At 60.8% G+C, this 20,326-nt stretch carries 16 protein-coding genes; 6 read left to right on the top strand and 10 right to left on the bottom strand.

The features are described from left to right. Positions 1 to 5 precede the first annotated feature (5 nt). From NQ018_RS04275 to NQ018_RS04310, 8 genes are all read right to left on the bottom strand, one after another. Complete coding sequence (locus NQ018_RS04275) at positions 6 to 914, bottom strand: cutinase family protein (RefSeq protein ID WP_257058787.1); 909 nt, start codon at positions 912 to 914, stop codon at positions 6 to 8. A gap of 5 nt (positions 915 to 919) precedes the next feature. Then, positions 920 to 1,456, bottom strand: coding sequence for a DUF732 domain-containing protein (locus NQ018_RS04280; RefSeq protein WP_257058789.1), 537 nt, complete (start codon positions 1,454 to 1,456; stop codon positions 920 to 922). After that, positions 1,456 to 3,438, bottom strand: coding sequence for an alpha/beta hydrolase-fold protein (locus NQ018_RS04285; protein ID WP_257058791.1), 1,983 nt, complete (start codon positions 3,436 to 3,438; stop codon positions 1,456 to 1,458). The genes NQ018_RS04280 and NQ018_RS04285 overlap by 1 nt, the downstream gene beginning before the upstream one ends. Positions 3,439 to 4,078: 640 nt before the next feature. After that, entirely contained in the window at positions 4,079 to 5,098 is a 1,020-nt protein-coding gene (locus NQ018_RS04290) for an alpha/beta hydrolase (protein WP_257058792.1), read from the bottom strand. Between the two features lie 147 nt (positions 5,099 to 5,245). Continuing rightward, positions 5,246 to 7,180 (bottom strand): arabinofuranosyltransferase AftB family protein, encoded by a 1,935-nt coding sequence (locus NQ018_RS04295; RefSeq protein ID WP_444861398.1) that lies wholly within the window; start codon positions 7,178 to 7,180, stop codon positions 5,246 to 5,248. A gap of 49 nt (positions 7,181 to 7,229) precedes the next feature. Beyond that, positions 7,230 to 8,207 (bottom strand): decaprenyl-phosphate phosphoribosyltransferase, encoded by a 978-nt coding sequence (locus NQ018_RS04300; protein ID WP_257058796.1) that lies wholly within the window; start codon positions 8,205 to 8,207, stop codon positions 7,230 to 7,232. Further along, positions 8,204 to 8,677, bottom strand: a complete 474-nt coding sequence (locus NQ018_RS04305; RefSeq protein ID WP_257058933.1) for a phosphatase PAP2 family protein — start codon at positions 8,675 to 8,677, stop codon at positions 8,204 to 8,206. Before NQ018_RS04305 ends, NQ018_RS04300 begins: the two co-directional genes overlap by 4 nt. A gap of 67 nt (positions 8,678 to 8,744) precedes the next feature. Next, positions 8,745 to 10,685: a glycosyltransferase gene (locus NQ018_RS04310; RefSeq protein WP_257058798.1), complete on the bottom strand. Its 1,941-nt coding sequence runs from the start codon at positions 10,683 to 10,685 to the stop codon at positions 8,745 to 8,747. 102 nt (positions 10,686 to 10,787) lie between these two features. Between NQ018_RS04310 and NQ018_RS04315 the strand changes: the two genes are divergently transcribed. Beyond that, positions 10,788 to 12,233: a DUF5129 domain-containing protein gene (locus tag NQ018_RS04315; RefSeq protein ID WP_257058800.1), complete on the top strand. Its 1,446-nt coding sequence runs from the start codon at positions 10,788 to 10,790 to the stop codon at positions 12,231 to 12,233. Between the two features lie 2 nt (positions 12,234 to 12,235). On the opposite strand, the gene NQ018_RS04320 is transcribed toward NQ018_RS04315, so the two are convergent. After that, a complete protein-coding gene (locus NQ018_RS04320; RefSeq protein ID WP_257058802.1) occupies positions 12,236 to 12,826 on the bottom strand; it encodes a phosphatase PAP2 family protein in 591 nt (196 codons plus the stop codon). Between the two features lie 439 nt (positions 12,827 to 13,265). Between NQ018_RS04320 and NQ018_RS04325 the strand changes: the two genes are divergently transcribed. Genes NQ018_RS04325 through NQ018_RS04335 form a run of 3 tightly spaced genes read left to right on the top strand, consistent with a single transcriptional unit; the run spans position 13,266 to position 15,492 of the window. Continuing rightward, on the top strand, positions 13,266 to 13,406 hold the full coding sequence (locus NQ018_RS04325) for a hypothetical protein (protein WP_257038473.1): 141 nt from the start codon (positions 13,266 to 13,268) through the stop codon (positions 13,404 to 13,406). Positions 13,407 to 13,409: 3 nt separating this feature from the next. Further along, positions 13,410 to 14,951, top strand: coding sequence for a sodium/proline symporter (locus tag NQ018_RS04330; RefSeq protein WP_257058804.1), 1,542 nt, complete (start codon positions 13,410 to 13,412; stop codon positions 14,949 to 14,951). Between the two features lies 1 nt (position 14,952). Then, positions 14,953 to 15,492, top strand: a complete 540-nt coding sequence (locus NQ018_RS04335) for a hypothetical protein (protein ID WP_257038475.1) — start codon at positions 14,953 to 14,955, stop codon at positions 15,490 to 15,492. Between the two features lie 29 nt (positions 15,493 to 15,521). Here the strand turns inward: NQ018_RS04335 and NQ018_RS04340 are convergent, their stop codons facing one another. Next, complete coding sequence (locus NQ018_RS04340) at positions 15,522 to 17,216, bottom strand: PucR family transcriptional regulator (protein ID WP_257058806.1); 1,695 nt, start codon at positions 17,214 to 17,216, stop codon at positions 15,522 to 15,524. A gap of 189 nt (positions 17,217 to 17,405) precedes the next feature. Between NQ018_RS04340 and NQ018_RS04345 the strand changes: the two genes are divergently transcribed. Next, positions 17,406 to 18,905, top strand: coding sequence for a CoA-acylating methylmalonate-semialdehyde dehydrogenase (locus tag NQ018_RS04345; RefSeq protein ID WP_257052952.1), 1,500 nt, complete (start codon positions 17,406 to 17,408; stop codon positions 18,903 to 18,905). Positions 18,906 to 18,944: 39 nt separating this feature from the next. Beyond that, on the top strand, positions 18,945 to 20,291 hold the full coding sequence (locus NQ018_RS04350; protein WP_257058810.1) for an aspartate aminotransferase family protein: 1,347 nt from the start codon (positions 18,945 to 18,947) through the stop codon (positions 20,289 to 20,291). Positions 20,292 to 20,326: the final 35 nt, after the last annotated feature.

Genomic DNA, 20,326 nt, shown 5'->3' on the forward strand with positions numbered 1-20,326 from the left:
TGCAGCTAACCGATCAAATCCCGCGCCCACTGGAGCGTCCACTGATCCGCAGTGGTCCCAGGAATGACGTTTGGGTTCGAGGCATACAACGCATGCACACCATTGGCCGCCGCCAACTCCTGCGCCCGTGCGAGCGCATTGCCCACGCCCTCCGGGGCGTCACAAATGGAATCGGACACCGCGCAGATGTCATTCACCTTTTCATTGAGCACCCCAAACCCGCCAGGGCGCCCACCGCGCATGGTTGCCCCCGGAACGATCGGCTGCACCAGCAGGTTCAGCGGCTGCAGCGCCACCTCAGCGCCCACACCAGAGACGGGGTTGCCCACTACCTGCCCTACGCCGGGCTGCCTGCGGCCGTCGGCAATCACCGTCACCCCGCGCACGCGCTCCGCAGGGATCACGCCGGTGCCGTTGCCGATTGCAGAAACGACGTCACCAACAATCACCGCACCCTGACTGAACCCAGCCAAGATGAAGTCCGTGAGCGGGCACTCTGCGTGCGTGGCCCGCAGCTCCTCCTCGAGGCGGGCGGTGCCTTCATTGCGGGAGTCGTCATAGCTCATCTCCTGCTGGGCATTAATGTTGCGGAACTGCGCCGTGTAAGGCAGCGTCCACACCTTCACCCGCGCCGGATCAACCTCAGCCTGCAGCGGAGCAGTGATGGCCAACATGAAGGAGTTTGGGTTTGCACTGGGGGCAAAAGGATCGTCCGTGGCCGAAGACTCCCAGGTGCCCGGCGCGGAGATGAACTCCACGTCCGCGCAATGCTCAGGTTGGCTGAGCGTTTCCGTGGGCTCCTCTACCGGGACCCCTGGCGGGGTGCCTTCTTGGTTCTGGGTCCACTGCACCACACCTACCAGGATGACCACGATCACCAAGACCGCGGCCAGTACCGTCACGAGTTTTTTCATACCCTCTAGCAATACGTCCTGCGGGCCTCATCCGCAATAAGCGAGCTCACTTCTTCAAAGCTGCCGCTAGCCCGGTTTTGTTCAATGAGCTGGCCAGAAACCGCCTCAATTGCGGCTTGGCCAAAGTTGGATTCGCTGTCTACACACAGCCCTTTGCCCACGCCAATGAGTTCCGTTTCAATCGCCTGGGTGTCAATACCACCCTTGCCGAGGGCTTGGAGGTAGCGCTGGTCCTCAAAACTGAGCTGCACGCTCTGCGTGGGAGGGGCGCTCGCCTCGCCAGCGGAATCCACGGCCCGATCAGGGGTTTGTGGGCTTGCGCTTGTTTGGGGTTCGCGCGTGGCACGGCCGCTTGCGGTTGGTGATGCGGACTGGGTTGGGGTGGAGGTGGGGGCGTCGGAGGCTGCACTTGAGGGCGCTGCGGCGCGAGTGAGCGGGGCGATCGATGTCAGCACGCTTTCCTCAACCGCTGTGCTTGAGCAGGCACTCAGCATTACTGCCGCGCACACTGCTGCGGTCGCGGTCCCCCACCGGCGCTGCATTAGTTCCTCACCTCGCGCACCTGACCGCCAATCTGCGAGATGGAACCGCCGCGGAACTGCACCACTTCACCGCCGGCCACCTGCGCCTGGTCCTCAGTTGGGTAGCCGAATGGGCCATTCTCCCAGCCGGACTCGCCCCACTTGTCAAAGATCGGGCCGTAGTAGATCACGTGCGCGCCGGTTTGTGGGCTCCAATAGATGTTGCCGTGCTCAAAGCGTTGGAACGCGCCGCCGCGCAGTGGCATCTCATCGGAGGTTGGGTAGCCCAGCTTGGAGTTGGCAACGGACATCTCGCCGTACTTCTTGGCAATCTCACCGTGGACGATGAAGGTTTCACCACCCGGGGCTTGCGCGATGTAGCCGGTGCGGAACTGCTGGATCAGGCCCTCGCCGATGGCCACGGCCTCAGCCTGTGGGTAGCCCAACGGGCCGTTCTCCCACTGCTGGGTGCCCCACTTATCCAGCAGGGCGGTTGGCACTGCCACCGCACCGGTCTCTGGGGTCCAGTAGATGTTGCCGTGCTGGAAGCGCGCATAGGCGCCGCCCTTGATGCTGCGCTCGCCGTGCAGCGGGAAGCCCAGCCAAGAATCGGGGCCGCCGAAGCTCGCGTACAGCGCACCAATGCGACCATGCAGGCCCACCGCGCCGGTGTCCTGGTGGAAGTACGCACGGCCGTTGGCAAAGTCTGCAACCTTGCCACCTGCAACGTCGTATTCATCAGACACGCAAGCACCCAAGTTCGCCGCCGCTGCGGCATCGGAGATTGCAGTGCCGACGGCGCACGACGCACCCCAGTCTTCCGCACCCAAGCCCAGCGCCTTCTGGATCAGCGGGCTAGCGTTGTTCAGCTCGAACTGCCAGTAGGCCCAGTTGTGCACACCGGATGGACGGAATTGGGTGAACACCTCCACCCCGGCCTGCTTGGCGTACTGGACAAAGGTCTCAGAGGTGCGTCGGGAAATAATCTCCAGACCCACTCCGGCGTAGTTCGCTGGCTCAGTAGCAACAGACGTTGGCTGACCATAATCATCAGCGCCGGAGCCTGCGGAGACGTACACCGTCATGTCCTTCAGCGCGGCAATACCGAGCTTCGGGTCATTGTCGATCCACTGTTGGGACCCATCCGGACCCCACATGCGCTCCGTGGTGTAGTTGCCGGCGTCCCACTGGGCTGCGCGAATCGCGGCAGGCATGCCAGCGGAAGTAGTGTCCAGGTAGCCAGAGAAGGAGCCCACAAAGTTGAACTCCGCAGGATTGCGCTCCGCCAAGTTCATTGCAGCGGTACCACCCATGGAGAGGCCCACCACCGCGCGCTCACCATTATCGCGGAAGCCATTTGCCAGAACCGGGACGAGCTCACGCATCAGGAAGGTTTCCCACTTGTAGTGCTTACCGTTGTCCGGCTCCAGCCAGTCAGCATAGAAGGAGCTTTCGCCACCTACCGGAAGCACCACCAAGACGTTCTTATCCGCGAACTGCTGCTCAATGTTGGTGTTGATAGTCCAGCCGTTCTCATCCTCACGCGCACGCAAACCATCCAGCGCCCACAAGGATGGGAAGGTGCGGCTTGGCTGTGAATACCAATCACGAGGCAGCAGCAACTGCACCTGCACCGGCGCATCCGGCATGGCGGCCGAATTGATGAACACCGCCACGCGGCGGTTGGTCAGCCACTCCACGCGATCAATGCTCACGCCCTCCGGCAAACCCTGGATCTCCATACGCTCAGTACGAACCGGCGAGCGCTGGGTGGACGGGTTGTCCAAGTAGTCCGAGACGCCCGTGTCCGGCGCACTAAAACTTCCGAAAGAGCTCTGCGCATCAGAGATCGCAGGCACCGCCAAAGTCACACCCAACGCCACTGCGGTTGGCAGGATCCACTTCTTGGAGCGGTTGGGAGTGTTCGCGGTGGCGTTCGCGGTGGCGTTCGCGTTGGCGTTGAGGGCGCGGTTCTTTTGGGAGGGGATTCTAGAGAAACGCATCGTGATTGGTATTCCTTCGCACTGGTTGCTTGGGGCTTGCTTGGGGCTTGGGCAAACTGCGCTCAAGTTTAAGTTGAACTTTAGACTTTGGGAAGAGACACGCCCGTCACATTGGTTTCAATTACCCCAATTTTCACACCCGTTGCCCGGTTTTGGGATTCATTTCCTAGAGGATGGTGGGCAAGCTAGCCAGCAGCTCCGCCGCGTTGGTCGAAACCACGCGTAGGTCGATAGCCCAAAGTCGATAGCCCGCCGCGTTGGTCGATAGGAGCCGCGATTCCGGGGAAAATTGGATGGTATCGACCTTAAGCTATCGACCTACGCCAGCACCACCCAAACAATGACCGCTTCGGCGCCCACACTCCGTCGTGGCGGCTGTATTCGCGCCCCAAGGCCCAAGGTCCAAGGCCCAAGGTCCAAGGTTCAACGCGAGGGCTCACCCCAATATGGGCTTTGAAGTTGTGCGCCAGCACCGCCCGGACACAGCGGCACCAGCACTGCTCAGACCGCACCCCACCCCACAAATGCAAAAACCGCACCCCGCTAGGTATAAGGGGATGCGGTAAAAGCCGGGTTCAAAACTCAAGCTGAACCAGCCAAATCAGCCAAGCCAACAAAACCTGCTGAAGCAGTGGGTCAATTACCAAGCGTTCATCACGTTGAGTACGCGCTGGTGGGTCTGGCCAAGCTGGTAGTTCCACTGAACCCAGTTATGCAGGCCGCTGCCTGGGTAATTGGTGGTCACGTTGAGGCCAGCGCCGGTGGCGGCGTTTGCCCAAGTGCGGGTGGAGGCATTGGAGATCCACTCCAGGATGGCGCCGGAAATGACGTCCTGGAAGGCGTAGCCGGCGTCGCCTGGGCCCCACAGGCCGGAGGCTGCGGAAACGTAGATGTCCTGGCCTGGGTTCAGGCGGGAGATGTTGGACATTGGGTCGATCTGGTTACGCGAAGGAGTTACCGCGGTGCCGTAGAGAGAGTTGATAGACAGGCCGCCGATATCCAGCAGTGCCAAGCCGAGCATTGCGTTCATTGCGTAGCCGGAGAGGTTGAGGTAGCCCGAGTAGCTCATCGCCTGGCGGAACTGGCCTGGGTGGTTGGCAGCGAGGTTGATCGCGGCGGTGCCGCCCATGGAGAGGCCAATCACGGAGTTGTTGTTGCGTGCAACGCCAAAGTTACCCTCGAGGTATGCGGGCAGCTCCTGGGAGAGGAAGGTGTCCCACATGTAGAGGTCGCCCTGAGCGTTGATTGGCTCAGCCCAGTTTGCATAGAAGGAGCCAGCGCCGCCCACTGGCATAACCAGGGTGATGTTGTTGTTCACGTAGAGCTCGTGGGCGCGGGCGTCCACGGTCCAGGCGTTTGCAATGTTGGTGGCACGGGCACCGTCGAGGAGGTACAGGCCCGCGTTGCCGCCGTTGAGTGCTGGCTGGATCTGCACGGGGATGTTACGGCCCATGGCGTCGGACCACACGTCACAACGCTGGACCCAGTATGCAGCGGCATCCCAATCGCAGGTACCGGTTGCGTCTGGGCGCAGCCAGTCACGATTCGCGGCCGCAGCCTCACCAGTTCCGGCAACTACCAGGGCACCGGCGGTCACCACTGCTGCAGCGGTGGCAGTCACCTTCTTCCCCAGGTTCTTGAGGCTTGCTACGAAACTCATTTTTCTCCTCTATTTTCGCGAGCGTTTCCTATAGGACTTTCGCGTGATGAATCGAAAGTGTTACAGACTGGTAACAAACCCTATCAAACGTTGCCCCACAATGCAGCACGTAGATCTTCTGAAAACGCTTCTCACCACCCCCGTAGTCTAGCGAGGTGTATCCAGATGAACGTCAATAGGCCAAGCGATGGGATATACCGCGGGGTCCACGTGCGGATCGTCAAAATAGGTGGTGGGGTCGGGATCCAACTCCAGCGTGCGGCCGAGGGTCAGGGAGAACTTGATGTTGGAGAGCACTCGTTGGGGATCCAGCGGCGCGCGGTAGGTTTCAAACATCTCCACCACATCCTCGGTGTAGAGCGCATTGCGGGCCAGCACCGCTTGCTCCTGGTTGATCCAGTGAAGCGGCACGCCGAGGTTCATTGCGGAGTCCGCAATTTGCCACTCAGTGGGCAACAGCTTGTCATGCCCAATGCGCCCGCCTTCGATGCGAGGTTGGCGCGCGGCGAGCGGGTTGGCCAAGCCCATCGGGTCCAGCACGCGCACGTCCAACGGCGCATTCATACCGGTCACACCTAGATTCAGCATGCTCACCGTGAGAGGGGTGTTCGCTAGATCCGGGCCAGTGAACCCGCGCTCCACAGGCAGCCAGGTGTAGAGCACGCCGTCCAAGTCCGCGCGCTGCCCTTCCACAGGGGAAAACGTGGGCTCGGCCCGCACGGAAAGCAGCATCGCCGCGTTCTCCTCAAGGCCCACAGCGATCTGCTCCCGGTAGTCTGCCACCAGCGGCACCGCCAGGAAATCCTGTGCGAACATGGGGGCGTCGCCAGACTCGCGCCCGGTGTTCCACGTCCAGAACTCACGCTCGTCCACAACGCTCAGCTCACCGAGGTCACTCGGGGGTTCCCACTTATGGCCATGCACACCGAGCGTCACCAGCGCCGCCCAACCGGCAACAGCGCACCAGGCAAAAGCAGGAGCGTACCGACGCCACCGCGCCGGCCCCTCACCGTCCACAAGGGCCACGGGAAGCACCGCCACCGGCAACAGCAGGGTAAACAGCGGCAACAGCAGCATGCGGCCGTGCATGAAGTCTCCACCCACGCGGATCACATAGAGAAGGTGCAATAGTGCCGCGAGCTCCACCAGCAGCACCGCCACGGCTGGGCGCCGCAGCCCCGCGAGGCCTCCTTCGGTGGGGGCGGCGCTGGCGGCGTCGTCAATGCTTCTGCTCACGAGCACCCCCGCAACCAGAGCCAGGAGCAGGGGCAGCCACAGCCAGTACGGAGAGGCGAGGTCCAAGAGATATTCCCAGCCGCTGCCCCACTGGGCGCCGGAGGCTGATTTTGCCACCGCGGTGTGCGGGACGAGCAGCCCGTAGTAGCCCATGCGGAAGAGCTGGTATGCGGCGGGTAACGGCAGTGCCACCGCCAAAATTGCGGCGCGGGCGCGCCAACTGCCGGCTGCAAGCAGCAGCAAAATCCCCACCAAGCCGCCGTAAAGCGCCAACTCCGGACGGATCAGCCAGCTCATGCCCGCCCAGAACGCCAGTGGAAGCGCGCCACCAGTGCGCCGCACCCAGCGGACCAAAAGGAGCCAGAGCACCGCGATCCAGAATAAGGACAGGCCCCACTCAAGGCCAGAGGTGGCAAAGTCGCGCGCCGGCGGCAGAGCGATATAGATGAGCCCGCCGAACGGAAGCAGCAGCACTCCCTTGCGGTGGCGCCACAGGCCGGTGGTGGCCCAGGTGGCAACACCCAGCGCGGCGGTGCTAAACAGCAGAGCGAGCCACAGCGCAATGGATTCCAGGCGCACCTCCGGCAAAACCCATCCCACCAGGGCAATCAAGTACTGCCACAGGGTGGAAGTGTTGGCTTCCACTCGTTCACCGGCGTTGAACACGGGGCCGTTGCCGGCGAGGATGTTGCGGACGGTGCGCAGGACGATCAGGCCGTCGTCGCTCATCCAGCGGCGCTCCCACGCCCCCAGGAACGCCAAAAGGGCGACCGTCACCGCTGAAAGCAGTGCAGACTTTTGTGCAACAGAAGTCACGGTTCGCCCTCGCCTATGCACTTTGACCATGGGGTGTGATCTTAGCACCCACGGAGTAGAAGATCAGCTACCTACGTGTTTACATGGCAGGAACCACATACGCCGCGATGGAAATGCACAGCACCCAAGCGAGTGCCAGCAATTGCAGTGTCCGGTCGCGCAGCGCAATCTCATCCGGTGCCCCACCGGCGCCGCGGTCAATGTCTGCCGCGTAACGCAGGATGGCCACGGTGAACGGCACCATGGAAACCTGGTACCACACGCTGGCCGCGCCGGTTGCGCTGGCCGCCATTTCAAAGCCCCACAGGGAGTAGGCCATCACCACTGCAGTGGCGGAAAGGGTCCACACAAAGCGCAGGTAGGTGGGGGTGTAGCCCTCCAAGGCCTTGCGGATCTTCGCGCCAGACTTCTCCGCAAGCAAGATCTCCGCGTAGCGCTTACCAGCCGCCATGAACAGAGAGCCGAATGCAGCCACCAGGAGGAACCACTGGGAGAGGTCAATGCCAGCAGCAACGCCACCGCCCATTGCGCGGAGCATGAAGCCGGAGGAAACCAAGGCGATGTCGATCACCGGCTGATGCTTCCAGCCGAAGCAGTAGCCCAACTGCAGTGCAATGTAGACCGCCATCACGATGGCCAGCCCGTGACCCGAGGAAGCAAAGTAGCTGATTGCCAAGCAGGCTACGATCAGCGCCACCGCCATGCCGTAGGCCAAGTTCACCGGCAGCACCCCTGCCGCGATTGGGCGGAAGCGTTTAGTGGGGTGGGCTCGGTCTGCGTCTACGTCGCGGGCGTCATTGATCAAGTAGATGGATGAAGCTGCCATACAGAACACAATGAACGCAATGGCAACATCGAGCAGAGTGCGCCCGTTGAACAAAGCTTCTGGGCCGGCAGCCAGCGGTGCGGCCAGCACCAGTACGTTCTTCACCCACTGCTTGGGGCGCAGCGCCTTGATCATGCCGTCTGCCAAATTCTTGGGTGGCTGACGCTTCTTCAGGTTGTCAATACCCTCGGTGTGCGGCTCGGAGCCAATCACGGGATGCTGTTCGGTCACTTTGTTCCTCCAATGGCCGCTGCGGTTGCCGCACCCACGAGGGCTCCGGCTGCGACGTCGGTTGGATAATGCACCCCGAGCACAATACGCGAAAGCATCATCACTGGCACACCCAGCAGAGGCAGCGGATTCCGGGTGATCCTGGCCAAACACACCAGCGCGGCGGTGGTGGAGGTAGCGTGCGAGCTTGGGAAGCTCAACTTGCTTGGCGTGGACACACCGATGGCAATACGGGGATCATGTGGGCGCTTGCGGCGCACAATCCGCTTGATCACCACGCTTGCAGCATGGCTTACAAAGGCGGCGGCGATGAGCCGCACCCAGGCCTCACGGCGCTTAGCGTCCACCAATGCACCCACCGCACCGAGCGCCATCCAGCCGAGGGCGTGCTCACCGAAATGGCTGAGCCCCCGGGCTACCTTAAATACAGACTCATTGGCGCCGATGAGTTGCTGCACCCGCACAATCAGGTCTGCTTCCGCCTGAGGCTCCTGAAAGGCTCTGCGAAGGGGAGCGCCCACCTGCGCCTGTAGCTTTTTAACGTTCAAAGATCTTGCTCCAACCTTCACGGCTTGTCAGTTCACTGTGCGCCGCACGGTATTCACCGCGCAAGCGATCAAACTGTTCAGCTACCTCTTTTTGTAGCCTGCGGGACTCTTTGAGCAGCGCCTTGGCCTGCTCACGATCACGCTTGCGGTAGGTCACGCCGCGGCCATCCGCCGTGGTCACGGTGGCGCCATCAAGGCGGGACAGGCTGAACCAACGCGCCTCCACTGGGGCGAGGTTCGCCTGCGGTACCTCGTGGTGCGCCAGGTCTTCCTTGGAAAGAGAGTGCTTGATGGACTTTGCCAGCCACACGGCCTTCTTCACCGGCGCAAGGCGCCCGCCGATATCCCGGATGGGCACACCCGGAATGCCGGTTGGCTTTGGCAGCTCAGAGGCAGAGGGAAGCACCACAGCGTCCGGGTATTCCTTGCGCATGGCGTTGATACGCGGCAGGGAAGTCTCCAGGATGTCAAAGAGGTGGTCCGGGCCTGCGAGGAAGTCTTTCATGGCCTCGTTCTGGATGGCCACGGTGGAGTATTCCAAGCTAAGCAGGTGTTTGAAGGTGGCCTTCTGCATGGAGCGGATGATGCCGCCAACTGGACCATCGTGCTGCAAAGCGGCAACGATCAATCGGTTGCGCAAGTGGAAGTAGGCCTGCCAGTCAATGGCATCGTCTTTATCACTCCACGCCATGTGCCAGATCGCGATGCCTGGCCAGGTGGCGGTGGGGAAACCCTGCTGGCCTGCACGCAGGCCATATTCGGCATCATCCCACTTGATAAACAGCGGCAGTGGCTGCCCGATCTGTTCTGCCACCACGCGCGGGATCATGCACATCCACCAGCCGTTGTAATCAACGTCGATACGGCGGTGCAGGTCCACGGAGTTGGGGGTGCCAGGAAGGTCTCCTGGCTTACCTCGGTCAGACAGCGGGTGGCGGTAGAAGTCATGGTCGTAATGCACGTGCGGTGCGGAGGTCCACATGAAGTCATGGCGGCCCACAACCTCACCCATGGAGTGCAGGTGAGAGCGTTCCTGCAGGTTCAGCATCTGTCCACCGATGAGCATCGGGCTCTTCGCGTAGCGGGCAGCGGCGAGCGCGCGCAGGATGGAGTCCGGCTCGATCGCGATGTCATCATCCATGTAGAGGATGTATGGGGATTTCGCAGCACCGGCCTCGCCGTCACCGAGGGCCTCGTACATAATGCGGGAGTAGCCGCCGGAGCCACCCAGATTACCTTGGCGGAATTCAAAGAAGCGTCCCTCGAAGGCCTTCGTTGCCTCCTCATATCCGGGCAGGTCGGAGGGGTGCTGATTGCCTTGGTCGGGCATAATCACGGCATCGATGACTTCTTTAACCTCTGGATCCGAGCCCAGCGCAGTGAGCGCGGCAACGGCGTCGGCTGGGCGGTTGAACGTGGGGATACCCACGGTCACGCGCGGCTCGAAGGGGCCTACCTCGGTGCCGTCAGGCATGACCTGTGGTTTTGCGGCATGTGGGGCGAACCAACCGGTGTTGTGGATAAGGACGTCAGTCTCTGCGGTGACCTCAAACCACAGCCAGCCGCCGTCTTCAAAGGTGGAAAGTGGTAGCTCAAAGATTGCTTGCTCGTTGTCCAGCACACGGCCGGTGACGGCCAGTCGGGCACCATCGATCTTGGAGCGGTACACATCCACTCTTGCCCGGCCCTCTACCGTGACCTGTAGGTTCACTTGGTCAAGCTGGGACCAGCGGCGCCAGTAGCTGGCGGGGAAGGCGTTGAAGTAGGTTTGGAAGCTGAGCTCGTCACCCGCGTGAAGCCGCACGCTGGTTCGGTCCTCCCACGCGGGGCGGCGGTGGTTCTTTTCATTTTCCAGAAGGTACAGCGATTGCACGTCATGTGGCTCACCCGCCACTGGCATGAGGAATCGCTGGAGCTGAAGCTCGTTCATCAAAGAATGCCTTTCTATAGGAAGAAGTCCCCTACCACAGTAGTAGGGCACCCCGACACACACCCGCTGCCACACCGCTGCAACCTCGCTATGCTGGCGGGCATGAACCCGAAGGCTCCTGGAATCCAATTCGCACACAGGCTTTTGTCCCGCATGCCGCACGCGCGCGGTCTCTCCGGCATCTTCGGTGCGGCGCTCGTCGGAACGCTCGGTGCATCGCTTGGCCTCGCACTGGGCGCTACTCCCACCGCGGCAGCTCTGGTGGCGGAAGACGTGCGCATCGTGGACCCCGCCGACCTCCTGACCCCCGAACAGGAGCAAGAGCTCATCAGCACAACCGCTGAGGTGGGCCTGGATCCCAGCATCACCCACACCACTTACCTGGTGTTTCGCAGCACCGCGGAATCCCTCAACGATGCAACGGTGAACTACGCCAAAGCCAACGACCCCCAATTACTCAGCCAGGACCAGCTCACTTTCGGTGACGGCCAGCTCATCTTCTCTCTGGCCACCGAGGACCGAAACATGGGCGTCTACGCCGGCGAGGACGTCGCAAGCGCAATCTCACTCAGCGCCAACCTGGACTCCTATCTTGAAGCAATGCGCCCTGGGCTGCGGGACGGCGACTGGGCACTGGGGCTTGCCGACGGCGCCAGGGCGGTAGCAGGACAGGAGACCAGCGCGGGTTCTGGTGATGAGGAGATGAGCACTGCTACGAAGTGGACAATCGGTGGCCTGGTTGCTTCTGGCGTTGCATTAATCATTGGTGCGCTTGCTGCAATTGTGCGCAAAGAGCAGCGGACAAGTGGGGAAAAGGCCAAGAAGGAGTTTGATGTGATCTCCAAAGGCTACGGCGACCTTGCGCAACGCCTGGACCAAATTGATGTGCGTGCCAACAGCCTCCGCAGCCCCCTCGTGAATGCCCAGCTGCGTTCCGAGTGGGACACAATCCGCCAAGGATTCCTCGATGCCCACGCTGGCTTTGACAAGCTGGAAGGACTCACCCCCAACTCGGAGTTGAAAGAATTTCACAAGCGCCGTGAGGACATCAAGAACATCCACACCCGCTTTCAGAAAGTGCAGCATGCCGAAAAGAACATTGACATGCTCTTTGCCATGGAAAACGGCGACGCAAACGTGCGCGCAAGGCAGCTCAACAAGCTCGTGGATGACATCACCAAAGCCCACGCCAACGCCGAGAAATCAACACACCAACACGCACTCGCAGACCTTGCCAAACGCGGCCGCGCCCTCCAACGCAACCTCAACGATGAGCACATGCTTGAGGATTACGCCCGCTTGGTTGCCGACTATCAAATCGTGCTCAGCGAACTGAACAAAACCCAGTTCAACAAAGCTGACGCCGCCAAAGCACCGGGCCTTGGCAGCGAAAACTACCGCCCAGGCTTCAACAGCACCAGCGTGCTGCCCTTCTACCTCATGCTCTCTACCCACAACTCCGCGGTGGCCGCAGCCAATACGTCAAGCTCAACGAACACGAGCTTTTCCGGTGGGTTCAGTGGTTCCGGCGGTTCGGGGTCGTTCTAGCGCTAGGGCTGAGCGGCGGCCGTTTGGCTCCGTGCCGTTTGACTCCGCACCGTTTGACGCCGCGCCGCGCGTTGAAGGAGCTGCCACATCAACAGCGCTACCGCTGTGCCGATGCTGGCACCCACGAGGACGTCACTGAGCCAGTGCACCCCAACGTAGAGGCGGTTTATAGCAACTAGCACCGCAACGATCCAGGCTGGTACCGTCCACCAACTGCGGGTGAGCACGCTAAGGACGGTGACCAGAGCAAAGGCGGCGATGGCGTGCCCGGAGGGCATGCTTGGGTTTGTCTCCACCACGAGCCGCGCGGCCTCCAATGGGCGTTCGCGGCCAATGAGGTGCTTCAACGCTGAGGAGATGGTGATTGCCACGATCAACGTGAGCGCCGGGTACAGGATCCGCGCCCAACGCAGGGCAGAATCCAATCGGCGGGAGCGCAAGAAAATCACCAAAGTGAGCACCACCGCCATCAATGTGACCCAGCGCGGTTGGAAAGCGTCGCTGAGAAGGACTTGAGGCTCATTGAGCCAGGCCACTCGGTTGTCGATAAAAAACTGCCACACCGATTGGTCAATGCCGTTGCTGCTGTTCATGCCGTGCACCTCAACCCTCCACGCTTCTTCACTGCAAGGCTTAGAGCTTAGCGCGCCTTCGAAACGTAGCTTCATTTGGTGAATCGAGTACGCCACCGAGCAGCATCACCATCACCCACAGCCCTTAACCCCCACACAACAGCACCGGATGCGGCCTTAGGGGGCGTCGGAATGCGATCGGAATGCGATGGACACGCGCTCGGCACGCGCTCGGCGGAACAAGACACTTTGTTGGGTTTTGCCCCCAAAACAGACATTTTGCGCGCTGCCGCTGCCTGCGCGGGCTGGTTGAGTGTTTTCCAAGAAACGTTTCTTGCTCTTTGTCCAAGTTGAAAACGGCAGCGGCCATGGCCACCGTATCGCGGGCTCATGCGGCGCTCGCCCACTGTTGCAGGCGGGACATCCCCCTTGCCTGCACGTGTTTTGGAAAGGACTCCTCATGTTAGGGCTTCCGACGTTTACCGCAGCAGTGATCATTGGGATCACGCTGCTATGGATTGTGTATACCGCTGTGTTCTGGGTCGTGAGCAAGGACTGGCACTTGGCAGATGAAACTCCAGCTCAAGAGGGGGTGGCATAGCCAATGAACATCGCGTTGATTTTCCTGATTGTGTACTTTGTGGCAATGGCCGGCATTGGTGTGTGGACCATGAAGCGCAGCTCAAACAACACCGAAGGTTACCTTTTGGCAGATCGTTCTATTGGGCCGGCGGTCACGGCGCTGCGGCTGCAATCCAGTTCCATGTCTGGATACATGTTCTTGGGTGCCGGGTCACTGGCATATACCCAGGGCTACTACTCCATGTGGTACGCCTTGGGTGACATCGGTGGCGGCATCATCAACCTTTCCGTGCTTGGACGGCGCATGCGCAAACTTTCGCAAAAGTTGGGATCGCTGACATCAATTGAGTACCTGGAGCACCGCTACGAATCCAAGTGGGTGCGGTTGGTGGCAGCACCCGTGGCCCTGTTCTGCCTGTTTCTCTACGTGCTTTCCCAGTTCATCGCCGGCGGCTCCGGCCTTGCTGTGGTCACGGGCCTAAACTTCAACGTCGCGCTCCTAGTGGCCGTTGGGGTGATTGTGCTCTACACCTTCCTGGGCGGATACCTGGCCGTGGCCTATACCGACTTTGTCCAGGCAATCATCATGGTGATTGGCATGGTGTGGATCCTCGTGGCAACGCTGCAGTACCTCGGCGGGTTCAGCAGTGCCAACGAGCGCATTGGGGAAATCAACCCGAACTTGCTCACCATGTGGGGCGCCAACCTGGAGTTCCAAGGCCAGTGGGGCGTGATTATCGGCGCGCTGCTGCTGTTTTCCATCGGCTACATGGGTTGGCCGCACGTCGTGGTGAGCCACATGGCTATGAAGCAGCCCTCCGTGGCGCGTTCGGCCGGCGTGTACGCCACGCTGTTCAACCTCTTCTTCATCCCGGCGCCGTACATCATCGGCATCTTCGCGCTGCTGGTCCTCCCGCAGCTCGACGACCCCCAACAGGCCATTTTTGAAACCGCCAAGACCGTCCTGCCCTCCTTCGCCGTGGGCATCGTGATGGCGGCGGTGATGGCAGCGATCATGTCCACTGCCGACGCCCTCCTCCTCCAAGCCTCCACAATCGCTGCAAAAGACATCTTCGGCCGGTTCATCATCAAAGACATGACGGAAAAGCACATGGTGTGGATCTCCCGTTGCGCTGTACTCCTGCTGAGCTTTGGCGGCATTGTGCTGGCAATTTGGCAGCCACCAGCGGTGTTCGGTCTGGTGGTGTTTGCCACCTCCATCCTCGGCGGCGCCTTCGTGCCCGCATACGTGTGCGCTGTCTGGTGGCCAAAGGGCAACAGCGTTGGTGCCACGCTCTCCATCATCCTGGGAACGGTCGGCGTGGTGTCTTGGCAGGTCATGGACTTTGCCACCGCCACGGGCATCGATCCCCTCCTCGCCGGCCTCATCCTCTCCACCGCAGGCATGGTCTTCGGCTCCTTGGCCACGCAAAAATCGCACCCTGTCTCGCTGGAGGTGCAGCAGGCAATTTCCGACGCGGCCAGCGTCACCCCCGCCTCGCGGAAAGCAGAGCGGAGCAGCGACCCCACGCTCATCAACCAATTCCCAGGTCAAGGTGCCTAAGGTGACTAAGATGCCGGCTTTCACTCTTGCACCAGCACTGAGCGCCGAAGATGCCTTGAACCTCGCTGCGCAGCACGCACGGTATCTTCACAATGAAGCCACCCTCCAAGAGCCAAAGCTCAGCTATTACCCGCTGCTAGGCACTGCCTTTCAGGTAGTTGCCCGGCGCGGCCCGGCGCGAAAAGTGGCAGGTGCGCGCATGTTTGCCGCTGTCGATCTGGTTTCCGGCACGCCGCTTGTAATGGAGGATTGGACCAACAGCGAACAATCAACCCCGGAAGGCGCAATCCTTTTGGAGGATCTGATCTCTAAGGCGCGAGTGGGCACCACGGATGAGGCAATCAACATTGCAAGGCAAGCCCTCAGCACCAAGCTGTTGGGCAAACTGAAGCTGGCCTCTATGTTTGAGCTTTCACTGATCGCTTTGGCCGAACCACTGTGGAAGCCCAATTGGTGCGTACGCACCCACACCCATGAGTTTTTGGTGGATGCGCTGGCGGGGAATGTGGTGAGCCGCAGCTTGGTGATGGCCGAACGCTAGCTGCCTTGACCTAGCGGTTTGTTGGAGGGCTACTCCCCTTTCGGGCGGTAGGCCTTCAGCGCCAGGCTCAGCGCGAACACTTCCTCGCCGTTGCTGAGGTCTACGCCCAGCAGGCGCTCGATGGTGGCGATCCTGGTGTAGAGCGCAGTGCGGGAAAGGTGTAGACACTCGGCTGCCGCGGTGCGGGAGGTTGGGTGCGCCAGCACCGCGGTGAGGGTATCCACCAAGTCTGAATCATTCTTGGCGTCATGGCGGATCAACGCTTCAAGGGTGGTGTTCACAAACTCTTGGACGCGCACATCATTACTGAGCTGTAGGAGTAGGCCCTCCAACGGGTTGCGTGAAAGTGGGGTGGCAGTGACTTTTGCCCGCGGCATAGGTGGGGTAGCAAATCTGGAAAGGGTCCGGATGTGCCCTGCTAGCTCAAGAGTTTGGGTGGTGGCCTCAGAGAACACCACGCGAATCTTGGCGTCAAAGTTCCCTGTAATCTTCTCTCCCATGGCCACAAACTTGCCGGCCAGGAGGTGGGCATCAAATCCATCCAGCGGTACGGAGAGAGCGGCGGTCACCAGCCGTGGATCGGACTCACGCGGAACTGCAAGGAAGTCTGCCCCTGGGAACGTCTTGCGGATCTGCTTGCGGTACACCGTGGGGTCAATGTACTCCCCCGTGTGCTCGATGAGCAGCGCGATGAGCGCCCGATCCTCAATACGAAACCCCGAGGCCTGCAGCACTTCACCGGCTCCTTGAACAGTGGTGTATTTGTTTTCCACCAGGCGGTCCAGCGCGGTCTTCTCAATGAGGTCCACCCAGGAATAGGGGTTGTCTGAGCCAAGGCGTTCCATGGCCAGTGCGGTGGCTGCCTGACCCAAAATGTGGTGGCCACCGGCTTCAGATTGGGAGTGCCCGTGATACAACAGCCTGCCCCACACGATGCCACGCGCTTGGACGTCGATCATGGTCCACCTCTGGTCAGCGACAAGATCCTCCACTGTCACCGCCTGGGTGAGCTCACCGTACTGGCCCACCCTGTGTGTCCACTGGCGCGACTTCCTACTCCATCCGGCGAGCAGTTTGCTGGGCAAGGTATGCCCCTCCGCGTAGCCCACCACCTGGTGGCTGAGGTCCTCCAACACGACGGGGGCTTTGAGCAGGCGGCTGGCATGGGCGAGGATTTGCAGGGTTGGTGCCCCATTCACAATCAGCGCGTTGAAGGATTCTGTGACTTTATGAATCGCTACTACTTGGCGCACGTGCTTTTCCAGCAGCAAGGTGTGCACGTTTTCTGTTACCTGCACAAACTTCACTTCATCATGCAACACCACCAGGGGCAGACTGTGCTTTGTGCAGGCTGCAATCACGTCCTCCGGGATCGCGTGCCAGCGGGAACCAAGTTCTAACACCACGGCGGCAGCGTCGTTTCGCGCAAAAGAAGCCACCATTGCCTCGCGCTCGGCGGGTTGCTCGCTCCATGCGATGCCGGTGGTGAGCAGTATTTCGCCGCCCTTAAGCAGGTCAGCAGAACGCGTTGCGTCCGCCACGTGGATCCAGCGCACCGGGCGTTGCAGATCAGCCTGTGAACAGTACGTTTCCACATGTACAGAGGCCAATGGTTCCAGGGAGAGCACTTCACCGAGGGTGAGCTTTGGCACCATCTCACCGAGCTGCTCAGCGGTCATTTCAGCGGCCACTTCCGCCGGTGTTCCAGAATGCACCGATTTCATGAGGCCAACCACCCTTCCCTTTACAGTCTGTAATCCAGAGGTGAATTTAGTGGACATTTCTCATTACTGAGGGGCCAATTTGCCCCATTACAGTAATGAGCATTCAGCGATCTGCCACAAACACGCAGTTCAATGATGTAGCACATTCTACACATATTCTTCGGACACATTGTAAGGAGTGGAGTCTAAATGCGAGTTTCACACTTCATCAACGGGCAACTGGCCGCAGAAAACAGCGAGGACCGCACTGCCCCCGTTTTCAACCCCGCCACCGGAAAGCAAATCCGTGAGGTGGCTGTTGCCAGCACCAGCACGCTTGAGGAAGCCATCGCCGCCGCAGAGGCAGCCCTCCCCGGCTGGCGTGCAACTGGCCTACAGAAGCGCGCACAAGTGATGTTCAACCTGCGCGAAATCATCAATTCCCGCCGCAGTGAACTCGCAGCAGTGATCTCCGAGGAGCACGGCAAGGTGTTGGATGACGCCGCAGGTGAAATCGTGCGCGGCCTGGAAAACGTGGAGTTCTGCGCCGGCCTCGTGCACCACATGAAAGGTGAGCATCTGGAGCAGGCAGCCGGCGGCATTGACGTCCACCAGACCCGTCAACCGGTGGGAGTGGTTGCCTGCATCACCCCGTTCAACTTCCCCGCAATGGTGCCCCTGTGGATGGTGACCACCGCCATCGCCGCAGGCAACACGGTGATCCTCAAGCCTTCGGAGCGCGACCCTTCCGCGGCAAACTGGGTAGCCCAGGCGTTCAAGGAAGCAGGCCTGCCCGACGGCGTGCTGAACGTGGTCCACGGTGACAAGGAAGCCGTTGACTACCTCCTGCAAAGCCCACGAGTAAAGGCAATCAGCTTTGTGGGTTCCACCCCGGTGGCCAAATACATTTACGCCGAGGCCGCAGCCAACGGCAAGCGCGTGCAGGCCCTGGGCGGCGCGAAGAACCACATGATCGTGATGCCAGACGCAGACATCGACGCAGCCGCCGACGCCGCAGTGTCCGCTGGTTACGGCTCTGCGGGTGAGCGCTGCATGGCCATCTCCGTTGTGGTCGCCGTGGGCAACATTGCTGACGAGCTGGTGGAGAAAATCGCCGAGCGCACCCGCAAGCTTAAGGTTGGCCGCTACGATGACCCAACCGCGGAAATGGGCCCAGTGATCACCAAGGCCTCCCTGGACCGCATCGTTGGTTTCCTGGATTCCGCTGAGGCCAACGGCGGCAAGCTGGTGGTGGACGGCCGTGAGTACGACTTCTCCCACATTGAAGACGGCGCAGAAGGCTTCTTCATTGGCCCATCGATCATCGACCACGCGGCGCCCGGTATGCCGGCATACGATGAGGAAATCTTTGGCCCCGTACTCTGCATCGCCCGCGTTGACTCCTACGAAGAAGCGGTGCAGTTGATCAACTCCAACCAGTTTGCCAACGGCACGGCGGTGTTCACCCGCGACGGCCGCACGGCACGCCAGTTCGAGTTTGACATCGAGGTGGGCATGGTGGGCATCAACGTTCCTATCCCAGTGCCAATCGGCTCCTTCTCCTTTGGCGGCTGGAAGAACTCCCTGTTCGGCGACATCCACATGTACGGCCCCGAATCCTTCAACTTCTACACCCGACGCAAGGTAGTGACCACCCGCTGGCCGCTGCCGAGCGAATCCCAAATCAACCTGGGCTTCCCCACCAACTAATACACTAACTAACACCACCGAATGAATAAGGAGGATGTGATGGTTTCCAACGAACAGGTCTCCAACGCTGACATCGTGGCGGCAGACGCTGCCCATGTGTTTCACTCCTGGAGTGCACAGGACAAGATTGCACCCCTGCCGGTGGCGGGCGGTGAGGGCTCCACTTTCTGGGACTTCGAGGGCAACCGCTACCTGGACTTCACCTCTCAACTGGTGAACCTGAACTTGGGCCACCAGCACCCCAAGTTGGTGGAGTCCATCCAGAAGCAGGCTGGGCAGCTCGCCACGATCGCGCCCGCCTTTGCCAACGACGTCCGCAGTGAACTCGCAAAGCTCATCGTTGAGGGCGCCGGCTCGGAGCACTTTTCCCATGTGTTCTTCACCAATGGCGGTGCCGACGCCAACGAGAATGCCGTGCGCCTTGCTCGGTTGCACACGGGCCGTCGGAAGGTCATGTCCATGTACCGCTCCTACCATGGGGCTACATCCACGGCCATTAGTTTGACCGGCGACCCACGCCGCTGGCCCAATGAGCCATCCGATAATTCTGTAATTCACTTCTTTGGCCCCTACACCTACCGCTCAGTGTTCTACGCGCAGGATGAGGGCCAAGAGTGCGAGCGTGCTCTGGCCCATTTGGAACACCAGATCCAAATGGAAGGGCCAGAAACCATTGCCGCGATCATCATTGAAACGGTGGTTGGCACCAACGGCATCCTGGTCCCACCGCCGGGATACCTCCCTGGTGTGCGCGCACTGTGTGACAAGTACGGCATCCTCTATATTGCCGATGAAGTCATGGCCGGCTTCGGCCGCTGCGGCAAGCTCTTTGCTTTCCAAAACTTCAACGTGGTGCCAGACATGATCTCCTTTGCCAAGGGCGTGAACTCCGGCTATGTGCCGCTTGGTGGCGTGGTGATGAGCCATGCGATCCGCGAAACCTTCGGCGAGCGCACCTTCCCTGGCGGCCTCACCTACTCCGGCCACCCGCTGGCCTGCGCCCCAGGTGTAGCCACCTTTGAGGTGTTCGAGGAAGAAGGAATCCTTGAGCATGTGCGCCGCCTGGGTGAGCAGGTGGTCAAGCCTTGGCTCGATGAGCTCGCCTCAACACACCCCAATGTTGGCGAAGTTCGCGGCCTCGGCATGTTCTGGGCCATCGAGCTAGTCAAAGACAAGTCCACCCGCGAACCATTGGTGCCGTTCAACCCCTCTCCCGAGGAAAATGCCCCAATGGCGGCGCTCGTGGCGGCGTGCAAGAAGCGTGGATTGTGGCCATTTACCCACTTCAACCGCATGCACATTGTTCCACCACTGAACATTACGGAGGAGGAACTGCGCCGTGGGCTAGGCATCATCGAGGAGGCCATGGCCGAGGTATTCGGCTAAGCAGTGCGGTTTGCGGTTGGCGGGGCTTCCAGGTG

The sequence above is a fragment of the Corynebacterium kozikiae genome (assembly GCF_024580965.1).
GTDB lineage: Bacteria > Actinomycetota > Actinomycetes > Mycobacteriales > Mycobacteriaceae > Corynebacterium > Corynebacterium kozikiae.

Coding starts and splice junctions, on each gene's coding strand:
- NQ018_RS04275 (WP_257058787.1), bottom strand. CDS start 914: ATGAAAAAACTCGTGACGGTACTGGCCGCGGTCTTGGTGATCGTGGTC.
- NQ018_RS04280 (WP_257058789.1), bottom strand. CDS start 1,456: ATGCAGCGCCGGTGGGGGACCGCGACCGCAGCAGTGTGCGCGGCAGTA.
- NQ018_RS04285 (WP_257058791.1), bottom strand. CDS start 3,438: ATGCGTTTCTCTAGAATCCCCTCCCAAAAGAACCGCGCCCTCAACGCC.
- NQ018_RS04290 (WP_257058792.1), bottom strand. CDS start 5,098: ATGAGTTTCGTAGCAAGCCTCAAGAACCTGGGGAAGAAGGTGACTGCC.
- NQ018_RS04295 (WP_444861398.1), bottom strand. CDS start 7,180: ATGGTCAAAGTGCATAGGCGAGGGCGAACCGTGACTTCTGTTGCACAA.
- NQ018_RS04310 (WP_257058798.1), bottom strand. CDS start 10,685: ATGAACGAGCTTCAGCTCCAGCGATTCCTCATGCCAGTGGCGGGTGAG.
- NQ018_RS04315 (WP_257058800.1), top strand. CDS start 10,788: ATGAACCCGAAGGCTCCTGGAATCCAATTCGCACACAGGCTTTTGTCC.
- NQ018_RS04320 (WP_257058802.1), bottom strand. CDS start 12,826: ATGAACAGCAGCAACGGCATTGACCAATCGGTGTGGCAGTTTTTTATC.
- NQ018_RS04325 (WP_257038473.1), top strand. CDS start 13,266: ATGTTAGGGCTTCCGACGTTTACCGCAGCAGTGATCATTGGGATCACG.
- NQ018_RS04330 (WP_257058804.1), top strand. CDS start 13,410: ATGAACATCGCGTTGATTTTCCTGATTGTGTACTTTGTGGCAATGGCC.
- NQ018_RS04340 (WP_257058806.1), bottom strand. CDS start 17,216: ATGAAATCGGTGCATTCTGGAACACCGGCGGAAGTGGCCGCTGAAATG.
- NQ018_RS04345 (WP_257052952.1), top strand. CDS start 17,406: ATGCGAGTTTCACACTTCATCAACGGGCAACTGGCCGCAGAAAACAGC.
- NQ018_RS04350 (WP_257058810.1), top strand. CDS start 18,945: ATGGTTTCCAACGAACAGGTCTCCAACGCTGACATCGTGGCGGCAGAC.